This is a genomic window from Streptomyces sp. NPDC032721 (genome assembly GCF_055579625.1).
In genome coordinates, this window is the sequence record NZ_JBVIMX010000014.1 from 132111 (window position 1) to 148087 (window position 15977).

13 protein-coding genes are annotated in these 15977 nt (G+C 69.9%); 3 read left to right on the plus strand and 10 right to left on the minus strand.

The annotated features are described in order from the left end of the window. From zwf to pgl, 3 genes are read left to right on the plus strand one after another with little or no spacing between them, the layout of a single operon-like run. Positions 1-1524: a glucose-6-phosphate dehydrogenase gene (zwf, locus tag ACZ5PB_RS28075; RefSeq protein WP_468694787.1), complete on the plus strand. Its 1524-nt coding sequence runs from the start codon at positions 1-3 to the stop codon at positions 1522-1524. Next, positions 1521-2627, plus strand: coding sequence for a glucose-6-phosphate dehydrogenase assembly protein OpcA (gene opcA / locus ACZ5PB_RS28080; protein ID WP_468694788.1), 1107 nt, complete (start codon positions 1521-1523; stop codon positions 2625-2627). The genes zwf and opcA overlap by 4 nt, the downstream gene beginning before the upstream one ends. After that, a complete protein-coding gene (pgl, locus tag ACZ5PB_RS28085; protein ID WP_468694790.1) occupies positions 2627-3409 on the plus strand; it encodes a 6-phosphogluconolactonase in 783 nt (260 codons plus the stop codon). Before opcA ends, pgl begins: the two co-directional genes overlap by 1 nt. A 77-nt stretch (positions 3410-3486) precedes the next feature. Here pgl and ACZ5PB_RS28090 read toward each other — a convergent pair whose 3' ends face one another. The 10 genes from ACZ5PB_RS28090 to ACZ5PB_RS28135 all read right to left on the minus strand — a co-directional run bounded on the left by ACZ5PB_RS28090 (position 3487) and on the right by ACZ5PB_RS28135 (position 15935). Then, positions 3487-5049 (minus strand): PH domain-containing protein, encoded by a 1563-nt coding sequence (locus tag ACZ5PB_RS28090; protein WP_468694792.1) that lies wholly within the window; start codon positions 5047-5049, stop codon positions 3487-3489. After that, complete coding sequence (locus tag ACZ5PB_RS28095; protein WP_468694793.1) at positions 5046-5546, minus strand: PH domain-containing protein; 501 nt, start codon at positions 5544-5546, stop codon at positions 5046-5048. Before ACZ5PB_RS28095 ends, ACZ5PB_RS28090 begins: the two co-directional genes overlap by 4 nt. Before the next feature lie 27 nt (positions 5547-5573). After that, the gene (gene pgi / locus ACZ5PB_RS28100; protein ID WP_468694794.1) at positions 5574-7247 is read right to left on the minus strand and encodes a glucose-6-phosphate isomerase; all 1674 of its coding nucleotides are present in this window, start codon (positions 7245-7247) and stop codon (positions 5574-5576) included. A gap of 50 nt (positions 7248-7297) precedes the next feature. Next, positions 7298-8497, minus strand: coding sequence for an MFS transporter (locus tag ACZ5PB_RS28105; protein ID WP_468694796.1), 1200 nt, complete (start codon positions 8495-8497; stop codon positions 7298-7300). Between the two features lie 239 nt (positions 8498-8736). Continuing rightward, on the minus strand, positions 8737-9072 hold the full coding sequence (locus ACZ5PB_RS28110; protein ID WP_078557164.1) for an RNA polymerase-binding protein RbpA: 336 nt from the start codon (positions 9070-9072) through the stop codon (positions 8737-8739). A 172-nt stretch (positions 9073-9244) separates the two neighbouring features. Continuing rightward, entirely contained in the window at positions 9245-9481 is a 237-nt protein-coding gene (gene secG / locus ACZ5PB_RS28115) for a preprotein translocase subunit SecG (protein ID WP_468694797.1), read from the minus strand. Positions 9482-9589: 108 nt separating this feature from the next. Further along, a complete protein-coding gene (gene tpiA / locus ACZ5PB_RS28120) occupies positions 9590-10369 on the minus strand; it encodes a triose-phosphate isomerase (protein ID WP_468694798.1) in 780 nt (259 codons plus the stop codon). A 7-nt stretch (positions 10370-10376) separates the two neighbouring features. Continuing rightward, positions 10377-11588, minus strand: coding sequence for a phosphoglycerate kinase (locus ACZ5PB_RS28125; RefSeq protein ID WP_468694799.1), 1212 nt, complete (start codon positions 11586-11588; stop codon positions 10377-10379). A 108-nt stretch (positions 11589-11696) separates the two neighbouring features. After that, complete coding sequence (gap, locus tag ACZ5PB_RS28130) at positions 11697-12707, minus strand: type I glyceraldehyde-3-phosphate dehydrogenase (RefSeq protein WP_468694801.1); 1011 nt, start codon at positions 12705-12707, stop codon at positions 11697-11699. Between the two features lie 255 nt (positions 12708-12962). After that, positions 12963-15935 (minus strand): M14 family metallopeptidase, encoded by a 2973-nt coding sequence (locus tag ACZ5PB_RS28135; RefSeq protein WP_468694802.1) that lies wholly within the window; start codon positions 15933-15935, stop codon positions 12963-12965. Positions 15936-15977 lie beyond the last annotated feature (42 nt).

Genomic DNA, 15977 nt, shown 5'->3' on the forward strand with positions numbered 1-15977 from the left:
TTGTCCAGCAGCAATCCGCTGCGTGACGCACAGGATCGACGGCTCCCGCGTATCGCGGGGCCGTCGGGCCTGGTCATTTTCGGCGTCACGGGCGATTTGTCCCGTAAAAAGTTGATGCCTGCTGTGTACGACCTGGCCAATCGCGGCCTGCTGCCGCCGGGCTTCTCGCTCATCGGCTTCGCGCGCCGCGACTGGGAGAACGAGGACTTCGCCCAGGTCGTCCACGACGCCGTCAAGGAGCACGCGCGCACCGAGTTCCGCGAGGAGGTCTGGCAGCAGCTGATCCAGGGCATGCGCTTCGTCCAGGGCGACTTCGACGACGACAAGGCGTTCGAGACGCTGAAGTCGACGATCCAGGAGCTCGACGAGCAGCAGGGCACCGGCGGCAACTTCGCCTTCTACCTCTCGGTCCCGCCGAAGTTCTTCCCCAAGGTCGTCCAGCAGCTGAAGAAGCACGGGCTGGCGGACCAGAAGGAGAACTCCTGGCGGCGTGCCGTCATCGAGAAGCCCTTCGGGCACGACCTGGCCTCCGCGCAGGAGCTCAACCGGATCGTCCACGAGGTCTTCCCGCCGAACGAGGTCTTCCGTATCGACCACTACCTGGGGAAGGAGACGGTGCAGAACATCCTGGCGCTGCGTTTCGCCAACCAGATGTTCGAGCCGATCTGGAACCGGTCGTACGTCGACCACGTGCAGATCACCATGGCCGAGGACATCGGCATCGGCGGCCGGGCCGGCTACTACGACGGCATCGGCGCCGCCCGCGACGTCATCCAGAACCACCTCCTCCAGCTGCTGGCCCTGACCGCGATGGAGGAGCCCGCCTCCTTCGACGCGGACGCGCTGGTCGCGGAGAAGACCAAGGCACTGGGCGCGGTCAAGATCCCCAAGGATCTGGGCCGGGACACCGTGCGCGGGCAGTACGCGGCGGGCTGGCAGGGCGGTGCGAAGGCGGTCGGTTACCTCCAGGAGGAGGGCATCGACCCGCAGTCGAAGACCGACACCTACGCCGCCGTGAAGCTGGAGATCGACAACCGCCGCTGGGCGGGCGTCCCGTTCTACCTCCGTACCGGAAAGCGGCTCGGCCGCCGGGTCACGGAGATCGCGGTCGTCTTCCAGCGCGCCCCGCACTCCCCCTTCGACCACACCGCCACCGAGGAGCTCGGCCAGAACGCGATCGTCATCCGCGTCCAGCCGGACGAGGGCGTCACGGTGCGCTTCGGCTCCAAGGTCCCGGGCACCTCCATGGAGATCCGGGACGTCTCGATGGACTTCGCTTACGGCGAGTCCTTCACGGAGTCGAGCCCGGAGGCGTACGAACGCCTGATCCTGGACGTCCTCCTCGGCGACGCCAACCTGTTCCCGCGCCTCGAAGAGGTCGAACAGTCCTGGCGCATCCTCGACCCGATCGAGGAGTACTGGGACACGCACGGCAAGCCCGCGCAGTACCCCTCCGGTACCTGGGGCCCCGACGAGGCGAACGAAATGCTCGCACGAGACGGACGGAGCTGGCGCCGGCCATGAGGATCGACCTGACGGACACCACGTCCAGCAAGATCAACAAGGCACTCGTGCAGGGACGGCGGGCGATCGGAACCCCCGCCGTCGGCATGGTGCTGACCCTCGTCATCGTCACCGACGAGGAGAACGCGTACGACGCCCTGAAGGCGGCGAACGAGGCCTCGCGCGAGCACCCCTCGCGCAAGCTCATCGTCATCAAGCGGCCCTCGCGTTCCCCGCGCGACCGCGCCAAGGCGCGCCTGGACGCGGAGGTGCGGCTCGGCGCCGACGCGGGCAGCGGCGAAACGGTTGTCCTGCGGCTGTACGGCGAGGTCATCAACCACGCCCAGTCGGTCGTGCTCCCGCTCCTGCTGCCCGACGCCCCCACGGTCGTCTGGTGGCCGGTGAACGGCCCCGTGGACCCGGCCAAGGACCCGCTGGGTGCCCTCGGCCAGCGCCGCGTGACCGACACGTACGCCGCCGAGCAGCCGATCCACGAGCTGTCGGCACGCAGCGAGAACTACACCCCGGGCGACACGGACCTGTCCTGGGCCCGCATCACCCCGTGGCGCTCGATGCTGGCCGCCGCGCTCGACCAGCTCCCCACCCAGGTCTCCTCCGTCGAGGTGGAGGGCGAGGAGTTCAACCCGAGCTGCGAGCTGCTCGCCATGTGGCTGGCCGACCGCCTCGGCGTGCCGGTGAAGCGCACGCTCTCCGCCGGTCCCGGTCTGACGGCCGTACGGATGGAGACGGCCGACGGCCCGATCGTCCTGGACCGCGCGGACGGCTCGCTGGCCACGCTGTGCATGAACGGCCAGCCGGACCGTGCGGTGGCGCTCAAGCGCCGCGAGACGGCGGAGCTCCTCGCGGAGGAACTGCGCCGCCTCGACCCGGACGACACGTACGCGTCGGCGCTGAAGTTCGGCGTGGACCGGCTGGGGACGGTGGTCGAGACGGAGAAGGCGGACGAGAAGACGGAAGCGGAAGCCCCGGCCTCCGGCTCTGGCTCTGGCTCTGCCTCGGCCTCTGCCTCTGATCCGGCATCCACTCCTGCTCCGTCTCCGTCGGAGAAGAAGGCCGCTCCGGCGAAGAAGGCCGCCCCCGCCAAGAAGGCGGCCCCCAAGTGATGAGCAGCGCACCGCAGTTGGTGGTCCACCGGGACAAGGAGCTGATGGCGCAGGCCGCGGCGGCCCGGCTGATCACCAAGGTGGTCGACGCGCAGGCCGCTCGCGGCAGCGCGTCGATCGTCCTCACCGGTGGCCGCAACGGCAACGGCCTGCTGGCCGCGCTCGCCACCTCGCCGGCCCGGGACGCGATCGACTGGTCGCGCCTGGACCTGTGGTGGGGCGACGAGCGGTTCGTCCCGGCCGACGACCCGGAGCGCAACTACACCCAGGCCAGGGCTGCCCTGCTGGACTCGGTCCCGCTGGACCCGGCCAGGGTGCACGCGATGCCGGCGTCGGACGCGGGGTACGACGACGCGGACTCGGCAGCGGCGGCGTACGCGGCCGAACTGGCGGCGGCGTCCGGTCCCGAGGACCACGGCCCCGTCCCCACCTTCGACGTCCTGATGCTGGGCGTCGGCCCGGACACGCACGTCGCGTCGCTCTTCCCGGAGCACCCGGCGGTACGTGAGACGGAACGGACGGTGGTGGGCGTCCACGGCGCCCCCAAGCCCCCGCCCACCCGCATCTCCCTGACCCTCCCGGCGATCCGGGCGGCCCGTGAGGTGTGGCTGCTGGCGGCGGGCGAGGACAAGGCGAAGGCCGCGGCCATCGCGTTGTCGGGCCCCGGCGAGATCCAGGCCCCGGCGTCGGGCGCGTACGGCAGGGCACGCACGCTGTGGCTCCTGGACGCGGCAGCGGCCTCGGAACTCCCGCGCTCGCTGTACCCCCCGGCATCTGCCTGACACGGCTGTTGCCGGACGGCCCGGCCGCTCCCCCCTTCCGGGGAGCGCCCGGGCCGTCGTGCGCGGGTGGGGAAAAGTCAGTGCGTCCGCTCCAGGAACGGCCCCAGCAACCCCGGCACCGCTTCCTCCGCGAACACCAGCCCCTCGCTGTCCTCCGCGTCGTACGCCGAGTACGCCCCCGCTCCGGCGGCGGTCGTCGCCGTGACGGTGATCAGTCCCGCCCGGCGCTGGAACACCGACTGCTTCACGGTGAAGCCGATCACCCCGTCCCGCCGCAGCGCGACCGTGGCCCGGCGCACCGTCCCGGACCGGACCACCAGATAGTTCCCCGTCATCCCGTGCCCGAGCGCCCGGTACGCGTCCACCGCCAGCGCCACCGCCGCCGGCAGCAGCACCACCGCGAGCCCTCCGGCCACGTACAGCAGGACGTCCGTCAGCAGCAGGCCGAGCACCACCAGCACCACCAGGAACAGGATCGCCGCTCCCAGCGACCACCGCAGGCGTCGTCCGCGCGCCGCGACCGGATGCGGGCGGAGCCGGGCCGCGGCGGTCGGTGAGACCGGCTCGCGCAGCACCTTGGCCGCCACCTCGTCCGCCAGCGCCTTCGGTGCCGCCGGAACCAGCGTCTTGTGGTCGGTCTTGGTGTCGGCCTCACCCTCGGCGAGGCCCGTCGCCACCGCGTCGACGCGGGCCGCGCCGGCCAGTCGTACGCCCAGCGGTTCGACGACCTCCACGCCTCGCAGTCTGCGCTCCTCGATGGAGATCGACCTGGTGGTGAACAGTCCGCGCTGGACCCGCAGGGTGCCGCCGGGCTCGCGGTCCAGGCGGTAGTTCCACCACATTTCGACGAAGAGTCCCAGTGAGCCGATGAAGCCCGCGACCAGCAGCACCGCCGCGATCACCAGGATCATCCAGACCACGGAGAACTCGCTGAACAGGTCACCGACCCACTGGATGACCCCCATCTGCATCCCGAACCACTCGCTGACCTGCATCACCGCGCCGCCCGCTGCGGCTCCCAGGAGAGGGGCGACGACGGACAGCGGGGCGTACCTGATCCAGCCCGGGTCGAGGGTGGCGAGCCGTCCGTCCGGGTGGTCTCCGTCGGTGGTGGCGGCGGCCCGGGTCAGCAGTTCGCGGCGCAGCCGGTCCGCCTCCAGGCGGGTCACCGGGTGGAGCACCAGGGTGGATTCGGCGGAGCCTCCGTGGTGCTCGCCGGTGCCGATGCGCACCTTGACCAGGCCGAAGACCCGCAGCAGGGGGTGGGCGGTGAGGTCGACGCTGCGGATCCGCTCACGGGCCAGCGAGCGCCGCTTCACCAGCAGCAGCCCGGTGTGCAGTTCCGCCCGCCGGTCACCGATCCGGTACCGGGTGTGCCGCCACCGTATGTACTCGGCGCCGGCGCTCGCCCCGATCAGCAGCACCGCTCCCAGCACCACCCAGCCGAGCGCCGCCAGGAAGCCGAAGGGGACCGTGAGTGCGATCAGGGCGGGCACGCCTCCGCTGACGACGATGCCGCCCATGAGCAGCGAGGCGACCAGGACCGTACGCCGGTCCAGCTGCCGCCACTCCCCCGCCGCACCCTCCCCGGCCGTGTCCTCTCCGGCCGTGTCCTCCCCCGAGGTGCCGTCCTCGCTCATGTCGCGTCCCCCGGGGTGATCCCGGTGATCCGCGTCAGCTGCTCGGCGAGCTCCGCCGCCACCTCGCGGTCCAGGCCCTCGATCTTCACCGCGCCCTTGGCGGACGCGGTGGTGACGACCACGGAGGAGAGCCCGAAGAGCTGCTGGAGCGGGCCGCGCACGGTGTCCACGGTCTGGATCCGGGACATCGGCGCGATCCGCCACTCCTGCCAGAAGAACCCGGTCCGTACGTAGACCGCGGTGTCCGTGACCTCCCAGCGGTGCACCCGGTACCACCACAGCGGCAGCAGGAAGGCGACCAGCAGCCCCGGTACCGCGATCACCACCGCGGGCAGCAGCAGCCAGAACCTGGCCGGAGTGATGAGGATGCCGAGGAGTACCAGGACGAGGACGGGCGGCAGGATCAGTGCCAGCCACTGCGACTGCCACCAGCGGACCGCCCGCGGGTCGAGCTCGTTGTTCGGCGGTCTGAGCCGCACACCCGACGTCCCCGTCACCTGATACCCCTCACCTGGTCAACGGCCTCAGCGACCGCGCAGCGAACGGTACTTGGCGACCAAGCCCGCGGTCGAACTGTCGAGCTGGTCACCACCCTCGCCCTTGGTGAGCACCGGCTCGATCTTCTTCGCCAGGACCTTGCCCAGCTCAACGCCCCACTGGTCGAAGGAGTCGATGTTCCAGATCGCACCCTGGACGAACACCTTGTGCTCGTACAGCGCGATCAACTGGCCCAGCACGGACGGGGTCAGCTCGTCGCTGAGGATCGTGGTGGTGGGGTGGTTGCCGCGGAAGGTCTTGTGCGGGACCAGTTCCTCGGCCACGCCCTCGGCCCGTACCTCGTCGGGCGTCTTGCCGAAGGCCAGCGCCTGCGTCTGGGCGAAGAAGTTCGCCATCAGCAGGTCGTGCTGGGCCTCCAGACCGGGCGTCAGGTCGGCGACCGGACGGGCGAAGCCGATGAAGTCGGCCGGGATGACCTTGGTGCCCTGGTGCAGCAACTGGTAGTACGCGTGCTGCCCGTTGGTGCCCGGGGTGCCCCAGACGACCGGTCCGGTCTGCCAGTCGACGGGGTTGCCCTCGCGGTCCACGGACTTGCCGTTGGACTCCATGTCGAGCTGCTGGAGGTAGGCGGTGAACTTCGACAGGTAGTGGCTGTACGGGAGGACCGCGTGGGCCTGCGCGTCGAAGAACGCCCCGTACCAGACGCCCAGGAGGCCGAGCAGCAGCGGAACGTTCTCCTCGGGCGGCGCGGTGCGGAAGTGCTCGTCGACCTGGTGGAAGCCGTCGAGCATCTCGCGGAAGCGGTCCGGGCCGATGGCGATCATCAGCGAGAGGCCGATCGCCGAGTCGTAGGAGTAGCGGCCGCCGACCCAGTCCCAGAACTCGAACATGTTGGCCGTGTCGATGCCGAAGTCGGCGACCTTCTCGGCGTTGGTGGACAGCGCCACGAAGTGCTTGGCGACGGCGGAATCGTCGGCACGCAGGTTCGTCAGCAGCCAGTTGCGGGCCGAGGTGGCGTTGGTGATGGTCTCGATCGTGGTGAAGGTCTTGGAGGCGACGATGAACAGGGTCTCCGCCGGGTCCAGGTCGCGCACCGCCTCGTGCAGGTCGGCGCCGTCCACGTTGGAGACGAAGCGGAAGTCCAGCTCGCGGTCGCTGAAGGAGCGCAGCACCTCGTAGGCCATGGCGGGGCCGAGGTCGGAGCCGCCGATGCCGATGTTGACGACCGTCCTGATCCGCTTGCCGGTGTGCCCGGTCCACTCGCCGGAGCGGACCTTGTCGGAGAAGGCGGCCATCTTGTCGAGTACGGCGTGCACGGCCGGGACGACGTTCTCGCCGTCGACCTCGATCACCGCACCGCGCGGGGCGCGCAGCGCGGTGTGCAGGACGGCGCGGTCCTCGGTGGTGTTGATCTTCTCGCCGCGGAACATGGCGTCGCGCAGCTCGGCGACCCCGGTCGCGGCGGCCAGTTCGCGGAGCAGGCCCAGCGTCTCGTCGTTGACCAGGTGCTTGGAGTAGTCGAGGTACAGGTCGCCGACCTGGAGGGTGTAGCCCGTGCCGCGTGCCGGGTCGGCGGCGAACATCTCGCGCAGGTGCGCCTCGCCCAGCTGCTCCCGGTGCTTGCCCAGCGCCGCCCACTCGGGAAGCTGGTTCAGCCTGGCCCGGCCGCTCTTCGAATCCATTGCGTTCATCTCGGACATCAGCCCACTTCTACTCGTATCCGCATGCATCCCCCGCTGCTTCCCCCAACTTAATTGATCAGGGGTACGAGTGCGGCAACGGACAAGGTGAACAGTCCGGCGGCCATCAGCATCGGCGTGTTCAGCCCCCAGGCCGATGCCACCAGCCCGCCGAGCAGGGCGCCCAGCGGGGCCCCCGCGACGGCCAGGGTGCGGAAGGCGGCGCTCATCCGGCCGAGCATCCGCGCCGGGGCGCGCTCCTGCATCAGCGTCACCTGGTTCGCGTTCCACACGGTGCCCATCAGGCCGAACACCGCCAGCGCCGCGACCGCCGCCCACAGCGCGTGCACCGTGCCCAGGACGACCAGGGCGCCGGTCTGGACGGCCCCGGCGAGAAAGACGCTCCGTATTCGGCCGATCCGCCCGGCCAGCCAGCCGGCCCCCAGCCCGCCGGCCACGGCGCCCGCCCCGTACGCCATGACCGCCACCGCGTAGCCGGACTGCCCGGCGTCCAGCCAACCAGTGACGTGCAGCACCAGGGTGGCGATCAGCGCGCCCACCCCGATGTTGCACAGGGTGGTGGCGACGCAGAGCCCCCGCAGCGACCGGTCCGCCCACAGGGCCCTGAGTCCGGCCGCGATGTCCCCGCGCAGGGTGGCGCCCGCCGGACGCGGCTCCCGCTCCGGGGCGGGCGTGCGCAGCGACGCGATGAGCACGGCCGCCAGTACGTAGCTGAGCGCGTCGGCCGCGTACGGCACGGAGGGGCCCCACATCAGCAGCACCGGCACCAGCGGCGCCGCCAGGAAGGTGCCCGCTATCTGCTGCCCGGTCATCAGCCGGGCGTTGGCGCTGCCCAGCGCGTCCGACGGCACCAGGGAGGGCAGCAGGGCGGTGGCCGCGTTGTCGAAGAGCGTCTGGAGGGTGGTGAGGACGAACGCCACCGCGATCAGCAGCGCGATCGAGGCGTGTCCCAGCGCGACCGCCACCGCGAACGCGGCCATCAGCAGTCCCCGTACGAGATCGACGGCCCACATCGCCCGCCGCTGGTCCACCCGGTCCGCGACCGCCCCGCCGACCAGGCCGAACAGCAGCCACGGCAGGAAGCCGCAGGCCGTCACCAGCGAGACCAGCACCGGGTCGGAGGTCAGCGAGGCCGCGAGCAGGGGCATGGCCGCCCCGCGCAGCGAGTCGCCGAACCGGGAGACGACGGCCGCGGAGAACAGCCGCCCGAAGCCCCCGCGCCAGGCGGGCGCGACCCCCCTCCCCGCCACCGCTCGCGCTCCCGCCACAACGACCCCCGCCCGTACGCCTGTTCCGATCTTGCGAGAACCCTAGACGGCACCACTGACAATCGCCCCGGCCTGCGCGAACGCCAGTGGCCCGGACACCTCGAAGGTGTCCGGGCCACTGGCGGAGCATATGCGCGTGCTTGCGTGCGTATCCGTATGCGTGTGCTTGCGTGCGTGTGCTTGATGCGTGCGGGTGCGCTTGCGCGTCCTGTGGTGCGGAGCTAGATCTCGCCGCGCAGTTTCGCCAGCGCCTCCGCGAGGATCGCCTCGCCGTCCGCGTCGCTGCGCCGTTCCCGTACGTACGCGAGATGCGTTTTGTACGGTTCGGTGCGGGGCGGGGCGGGCGGGTCGTCCCGGTCCTGTCCGGCCGGGAATCCGCAGCGGGGGCAGTCCCAGGTGTCCGGAACCTGCGCGTCGCTGGCGAAGCTCGGCTGTGTCTCGTGCCCGTTGGAGCACCAGAAGGAGATGCGCAGGCGGGGCGCGGACTCGCCGCGCTCTGCCTCGCCCATCGGGCCCGCTCCGACCCGGCTTCCCCGGATCGCGTTGCCACTTGCCACGGTCGTAACTCCCTGCGTGATGGTGCTGCGAGGCTCCGTCGAACTGCCTCGCGGCGGGCGCCCAGTCTCGTTAAGGCCCAACGCGCGTCCAGTGACGGGAGTTACACCCCGGCGGCGGGACGCTTGGCCCATGATAGGCCGCGCCCGCCCCGGTGCAGCCGGAGACGACCGGTCAGCCGTTGAGCTTCATCAGCAGCGCGAGCACCACGATGATCGCGAACCAGATCACGGCGACGACGATGGTGATCCGGTCGAGGTTGCGCTCGGCGACCGAGGACCCTCCGACGGAGGACTGCATGCCGCCGCCGAACATGTCGGAGAGGCCGCCGCCCTTTCCCTTGTGCATCAGAACCAGCAGCATCAGCAGCAGGCTGAATACGATCAGGGCGATCGAGAACCCCATAACCACGGCTGGACCAACTTCCTCGGATCTAGAAAAACCAACGGGGCCGGTGGCTGGCCACCGGCCCCGTCAGAGTACGACGGATCGGCCCGAGGGCCTACTCAATGCCTGGTACTACTGGTCGCGGAAACGCACGATCTTGACGAACTCGTCCACGTCCAGCGCCGCGCCGCCGATCAGGGCGCCGTCGACGTCCGGCTTCGCCATGATCGCGGCGACGTTGCCCGACTTGACCGAACCGCCGTACTGGATGCGGACCTTGTCGGCCAGCTCCTGCGAGTACAGCTCGGCGAGACGGCCGCGGATCGCCCCGCAGACCTCCTGCGCGTCCTCGGGGGTGGCGACCTCGCCGGTGCCGATGGCCCACACCGGCTCGTACGCGATGACGATGGACTCGGCCTGCTCGGCCGGGATGTCCTTCAGTCCGCCGTCGACCTGGGCGAGCGTGTACTCGACCTGCTGGCCGGCCTTGCGGACGTCCAGGCCCTCGCCGACGCACATGATCGGGGTCAGGCCGTGCTTGTACGCGGCCTTCACCTTGGCGTTGACGACCTCGTCGCTCTCGTGGTGGTACTGACGGCGCTCGGAGTGCCCGATCGCGACGTACGCGCACTTGAACTTGGCGAGCATGGCGCCGGAGATCTCACCGGTGTACGCGCCGGAGTCGTGCGCCGACAGGTCCTGGGCGCCGTACTTGATCTTCAGCTTGTCGCCGTCGACCAGGGTCTGTACGGACCGCAGGTCGGTGAAGGGCGGCAGGACCGCGACCTCGACCGCGTCGAAGTCCTTGTCGGCCAGCGCGAAGGCGAGCTTCTGGACGTGGGCGATGGCCTCAAGGTGGTTGAGGTTCATCTTCCAGTTGCCCGCCATCAGCGGGGTACGGGTGGTGCTCATGTAAGGATCAGTCCTCCAGTGCGGCAAGGCCGGGAAGGGTCTTGCCTTCCAGGTATTCGAGGCTTGCGCCGCCGCCGGTCGAGATGTGGCCGAAGGCGTTCTCGTCGAAGCCGAGGATGCGGACCGAGGCGGCGGAGTCGCCACCGCCGACGACCGTGAAGGCGTCGGAGTCCAGCAGCCCCTGGGCCACGGCAGCGGTGCCGCCCGCGTAGTCGGGGTGTTCGAAGACGCCCATCGGACCGTTCCAGAAAACGGTGGCCGCGTCGGCGAGCTTCGATGCGTACAGCTTGCGGGTCTCGGGGCCGATGTCCAGCCCCTCCTGGTCGGCGGGGATGGCGTCCGCGGCGACCGTGGTGGGGTGGGCCGGGGCCTTGGTCTTCAGGTCGGGGAACTCCGCCGAGACCAGGACGTCGACCGGAAGGACGAACTCGACGCCCTTCTTCTTGGCCCTCTCCAGGTACTCCAGGACCGTCGGGATCTGGTCCTCCTGCAGCAGCGAGATGCCGACCTCGTGGCCCTGGGCCTTGAGGAAGGTGTACGCCATGCCGCCGCCGACCAGGATGCGGTCGGCCTTGTCCAGGAGGTGGTCGATCACGCCGAGCTTGTCGGAGACCTTGGCGCCGCCGAGGACGACCACGTACGGCCGCTCGACGTCGTCGGTGAGCTTCTTCAGTACGCCGACCTCGGTGGCGATGAGGTCGCCGGCCGCGTGCGGCAGGCGGGCCGGGAGGTCGAAGACCGAGGCGTGCTTGCGGTGCACGGCCCCGAAGCCGTCGCCGACGTAGAGGTCGGCGAGCTCGGCGAGCCGGTCGGCGAAGGCGCCGCGCTCGGCGTCGTCCTTGGCGGTCTCACCGGCGTTGAAGCGCAGGTTCTCCAGGACGGCGACCTGACCGTCGGCAAGGCCCTCGACCGTGGCGCGGGCGGAGTCGCCGACCGTGTCGGTGGCGAACGCCACGTCCGCACCGAGGAGCTCACCGAGCCGGGCCGCGGCCGGGGCCAGCGAGAAGGCCGGGTCCGGGGCGCCCTTGGGGCGGCCCAGGTGGGAGGCGACGATCACTCGGGCGCCCGCGGCGGCCAGCTTGCTGATCGTCGGGGCGACGGCGCGGATGCGGCCGTCGTCGGTGATCGTGGTGCCGTCGAGCGGCACGTTGAGGTCGGCGCGGACGAAGACCCGCTTGCCCGCGACCCCGTCGGCGATGAGTTCGTCGATCGTCTTCATGAAGTACGGCTCCTCAGAAGGGCTGGACAGACGGCAGGGCCCGCACAGCGCTCCTTCGCGCTGCCCGAGCCCTGCCGCTCACATCGTGATGATCTCAGTACTGCGTGATCAGAGCTGACCGCCGACGAAGACGGTCAGGTCGACCAGGCGGTTCGAGTAGCCCCACTCGTTGTCGTACCAGCCGAGGACCTTCACCGTGCTGCCGCCCTGGACCATGGTCAGGGAGGAGTCGAAGGTGCAGGACGCCGGGTCGCTGACGATGTCCGAGGAGACGATCGGGTCCTCGGTGTAGTACAGGATGCCCTTGAGGTCGCCGTCGTCGGCGGCCTTCTTGAACGCGGCGTTGACCTCGTCCTTGGTGACCTCGCGGCCGAGGTCGACGACCAGGTCGGTGGCCGAGCCGGTCGGGACCGGCACGCGCATGGCGATGCCGTCCAGCTTGCCCTTGAGCTGCGGGAGGACCAGGGCGGTGGCCTTGGCGGCACCGGTCGTGGTCGGGATGATGTTCTCCGCGGCGGCACGGGCGCGGCGCAGGTCCTTGTGCGGGAAGTCCAGGATGCGCTGGTCGTTGGTGTACGCGTGGACCGTGGTCATCAGGCCCTTGACGATGCCGAAGTTCTCGTCGAGAACCTTGGCCATCGGCGCCACACAGTTGGTGGTGCAGGAGGCGTTGGAGATGACGTGGTGGTTGGCCGCGTCGTACTTGTCCTGGTTGACGCCCATCACGATGGTGATGTCCTCGTCGGAGGCCGGAGCCGAGATGAGGACCTTCTTCGCGCCGCCGGCGATGTGCTTCTCGGCGTCGGCCTTCTTGGTGAAGATGCCGGTGGACTCGATCACGATGTCGACGCCCAGGTCGCCCCACGGGATGTCGGCGGGGTTGCGCTCGGACAGCACCTTGATGGTGTGACCGTCGACGGTGATGGTGTCCGCGGTGTGCGACACCTCGGCCTTGAGGCGGCCCAGGATGGTGTCGTACTTCAGAAGGTGCGCGGTGGTGGCGGTGTCACCCAGGTCGTTGACAGCCACAATCTCGATGTCCGCACCCTGCTCCAGCAGCGCCCGGAAGTAGTTGCGCCCGATACGGCCGAAGCCGTTGATGCCTACGCGGATCGTCACGAACCGATCTCCTCGTTGGTACGCCGGGTTTCGACGCCACGGCGAGTTGTATGGGATGTCCCCGACCGCTTCCGACCCTACCTCTCCGTAGACCTTGACGCCGCATCGAGTGGGCCCGAGCGGGGGCCGGAAGCGGGCCGACGACCCGTACTCCCCAGTAATGGAGCGGGGAGTACGGGTCGTCGGGACCTTCGCCCCGACTACTCTCGGTGAGCATCAGAAGCGGTACTTGACATCAGATGAGCGAGGTGCTGCTCACCCCTTGATGCTCTTGAGCGCCTTCTCCAGGATCCTGGCGCGCTGTCCGGCATCCGGGACGTGTTCCAGGCCGAAGCCGAGGAGTGCGGTGTCACGCGTGGTGATGGCCGCGTACGTCTGGAAGAGCTCGCCGGTACGGGCCCAGGGGGCCGTCACCGCCGGGCTGCCGGCGGGCGCGGCGGTGGGTGCCCAGACGCCCAGCGAGGTCTCGAAGCCCTCGGTGTCCCTGTCGGCGCCGCCGACGGAGAGCCGGGTGTCGTCGAAGAACACGCCCCGGCCCAGGTCGCTCGGGTCGGTGACGTAGCCGAGGGACAGCTCGACCTTCTTGCCCGCGTAGGCGCTCAGGTCGAAGGAGACCTGCTTCCAGCCGCCGGAGGAGCCGGTGAAGCTGTTCCAGGCGCCGGAGGTGCCCGACGCCGTGCAGCCGGCGTCGCCGCGCGTCAGGTAGTGCGTCAGGAAGGGGTGCGCCTCCATGAAGAAGCCCTGCTCGCACTGGGACGGGACGGTGGTCTTCGTGGCGCCGCCCAGTTCGGGGAGCGTCGTCCAGTCCTCGGCCCCGGCGGTGTGCGCCTCCAGGAGGGCGTGGTCGTAGCCGTTCTCGGTGGACCAGTTGAGCGCGCCCTTGAGGGTGGGCCGGTCGGCTGCGGTGACCCCGGTCAGGTCGACGGTGCGGGTCAGCCGCTTCCAGTTGCCGCTGTTGCTGGTCGCGGACGCCATCCAGGAGCCCTGGTACGGGGCGTACGGGTTGGCGACCCCGGTGTAGCGGCCCGCCTGCGCGCTCTTGAACTGCGGGAACTGCGCGGCCGGCAGGGCGTCGGAGGTGACCAGGTAGGCGCCTGCGGTGTCCAGCGGGTTGGCCGGGGTGCCCGCGAGCGGGGAGCTGACCCCGGCGAGGCCGCCCGCTCCGGCGATTCCCGTGACGCCTGGGGCGTTCACCCGGCCGTACGCGCCGAGGTAGTACTGCGCGAAGTCATCGGTCAGGGCCGGGCCGAGCTGGGCGGCGCCGCCCGCCTTCTCACCGGCCTCGACCAGCTTGCCGCCCTCGTTGAGGTACTGGCGCAGCTGGTACTGGGTCGCTCCGCCGGGGGTGTTGGCCCCGGTGTAGTGCACGACCGAGTCGAAGTGGCCGAGGACGCCGAGCGAGTGCGGGGCACCCTGTGTGGCGACGTCCCAGACGGTGGCCGAACGGCCGTTGGCCCTCAGCGCGTCGACGTACTTCTGGACCTCGGTGGCGGGTGCGCCCTCCTCGGCGACCACCAGGTGGGCGGCCTTGGGGCGCTGGGCGAGCGTGTAGGTGAAGTGCTCGCTCTCGGTGCGCTTCCCGGCCTTGGTCTCGCCGGTGAACCAGACCTCGACCTTGTCGCCGGGCCTGCCGTCCTGGACCTTGGCGCGGTAGTCGTCGAAGTACGTGTTGTCCTCGTCGCCGTACGTCTCGCCGCCGTCCCAGGCCTTCAGCGCCTGGTCGTGGACCTTGCCACCGTTGACCCGGTACCGGAGTTCCTTGTCGCGCACCGACTTGCGGGCGGTGACGTTGATCTCCTGGTCCTTGTCACGGGCGTACGAGGTGGTGAACGGGTCCAGCGTGAAGTCCGGGGCGTCGATGCCGACGGAGGAGACCGGCTGGTCCGGCGTCAGGGAGGTCTCGGCGACGGAGATCGCGAACGGGATGTTCTTGGCGAACTCCTGCTGGATCAGCTTCTCGTCGTCGGGGAAGTTGAAGCCCGACATGCAGTCGCGGGCGTTCCACCGGTCGTTCGGGTCCAGGTCGGAGATCGTCTGGCAGGTCGACATCTCGGGCGTGAACATCTTGATGCCGTTGACGTTGCCCGCGTGGCCGTCGGCCTCGCCGTTGGTGACGTACAGCTCCGAGGAGACCTGCGGGTAGTAGCCGGGGACGGCCGAGTTCTCCGGGGTGCCCGCGAGGGCCTTGAGGGCCACGTCGTCGGGGGTCGGGGTGGCGACCTGCCAGCCGACGCCGTAGAGGAGCAGTTCGGCGGCCGAGTGGTAGTTGATGGCGTACTTGAAGCCGATGCGCTTCTGGAAGCGGTCGAGCGCCGTCGTCTCCGGCTCGGACATCGCCTTGGGGCCGCGGTAGGTCTCGTCCGTCGGGTCGGGCGACGAACCCTCGTTGTCGTAACCCCACTTGTAGGCGAAGTTGCGGTTGAGGTCGATGCCGTCGCCGGTCTCGGTCTTTCCGGTGCCGTTGGTGTCGCGCAGGTTCTTGCGCCACAGCCGGACGCTGCGGTCGGTGGGAGCGGTGTGCGTGTAGTCGTAGCCGTCCGGGTTGGCGGAGAGCAGGAACCACAGCTCGCTCTTGTCGACCAGCTTGGTGATCTTCTGGTCCTTGCCGTAGTTGCCGATGTAGTGGTGCATCAGCCGGCGGGTCATCTCCGGGGTGATCCACTCACGTGCGTGCTGGTTCGACAGGTACAGCGTCGAGGGCTTGGAGCCGTCGGCGGACTGCTTGGCGTTCTTGGTCAGCTTGAGCGCCAGGATGTCCTTGCCCTGGACGGTCTTGCCGATGGAGACGACCTTGGTGATGCCCGGGTTCTGCTGGGCGGTGGCCAGGATCTCCTCCTGGAGGCCGCCCTTGCCGCTGTACGGGCGGTAAACGCCGTCTCCGGCGATCTTGGCCCTGGCGTTGTTCGCGACCTTGTGCTCGGCGATCTCGACGCCCTGGGTGCGGAGTTCACCGGCCTGCTTCGCGGTGAGGATGAGCTCGACGGTGGCGGTTCCCTTGGCCGGCACCTGCTCGCTCAGCTCGTGGGCGTCGGTGCCCGCCTTGAGCAGGAGCGGCACCTGGGCCTTGCTGACCTTGGCGTTCCACACCGAGATGCTGTCGCCGCCCCCAGCGGCGTTCCCGGCACTCCCGGCGTTCCCGGCGGGCTGGGCCTGGGCCGCGGGTACCGCTGCGACTCCGGCTATCAGCAGTGAAGAAGCGGCGAGGATCGATCTCGCTCTGCGTCTCATGTGCCCCCCTTGCTGTTGTCTGTCACGTGAGTGAACAGACGT

What these genes read in the sequence shown, in the direction of transcription:
- tpiA (WP_468694798.1), bottom strand. Translation starts at nt 10,369, where the DNA reads ATGAGCACCACCCGTACCCCGCTGATGGCGGGCAACTGGAAGATGAAC.
- ACZ5PB_RS28125 (WP_468694799.1), bottom strand. Translation starts at nt 11,588, where the DNA reads ATGAAGACGATCGACGAACTCATCGCCGACGGGGTCGCGGGCAAGCGG.
- pgl (WP_468694790.1), top strand. Translation starts at nt 2,627, where the DNA reads ATGAGCAGCGCACCGCAGTTGGTGGTCCACCGGGACAAGGAGCTGATG.
- pgi (WP_468694794.1), bottom strand. Translation starts at nt 7,247, where the DNA reads ATGTCCGAGATGAACGCAATGGATTCGAAGAGCGGCCGGGCCAGGCTG.
- ACZ5PB_RS28135 (WP_468694802.1), bottom strand. Translation starts at nt 15,935, where the DNA reads ATGAGACGCAGAGCGAGATCGATCCTCGCCGCTTCTTCACTGCTGATA.
- ACZ5PB_RS28090 (WP_468694792.1), bottom strand. Translation starts at nt 5,049, where the DNA reads ATGAGCGAGGACGGCACCTCGGGGGAGGACACGGCCGGAGAGGACACG.
- opcA (WP_468694788.1), top strand. Translation starts at nt 1,521, where the DNA reads ATGAGGATCGACCTGACGGACACCACGTCCAGCAAGATCAACAAGGCA.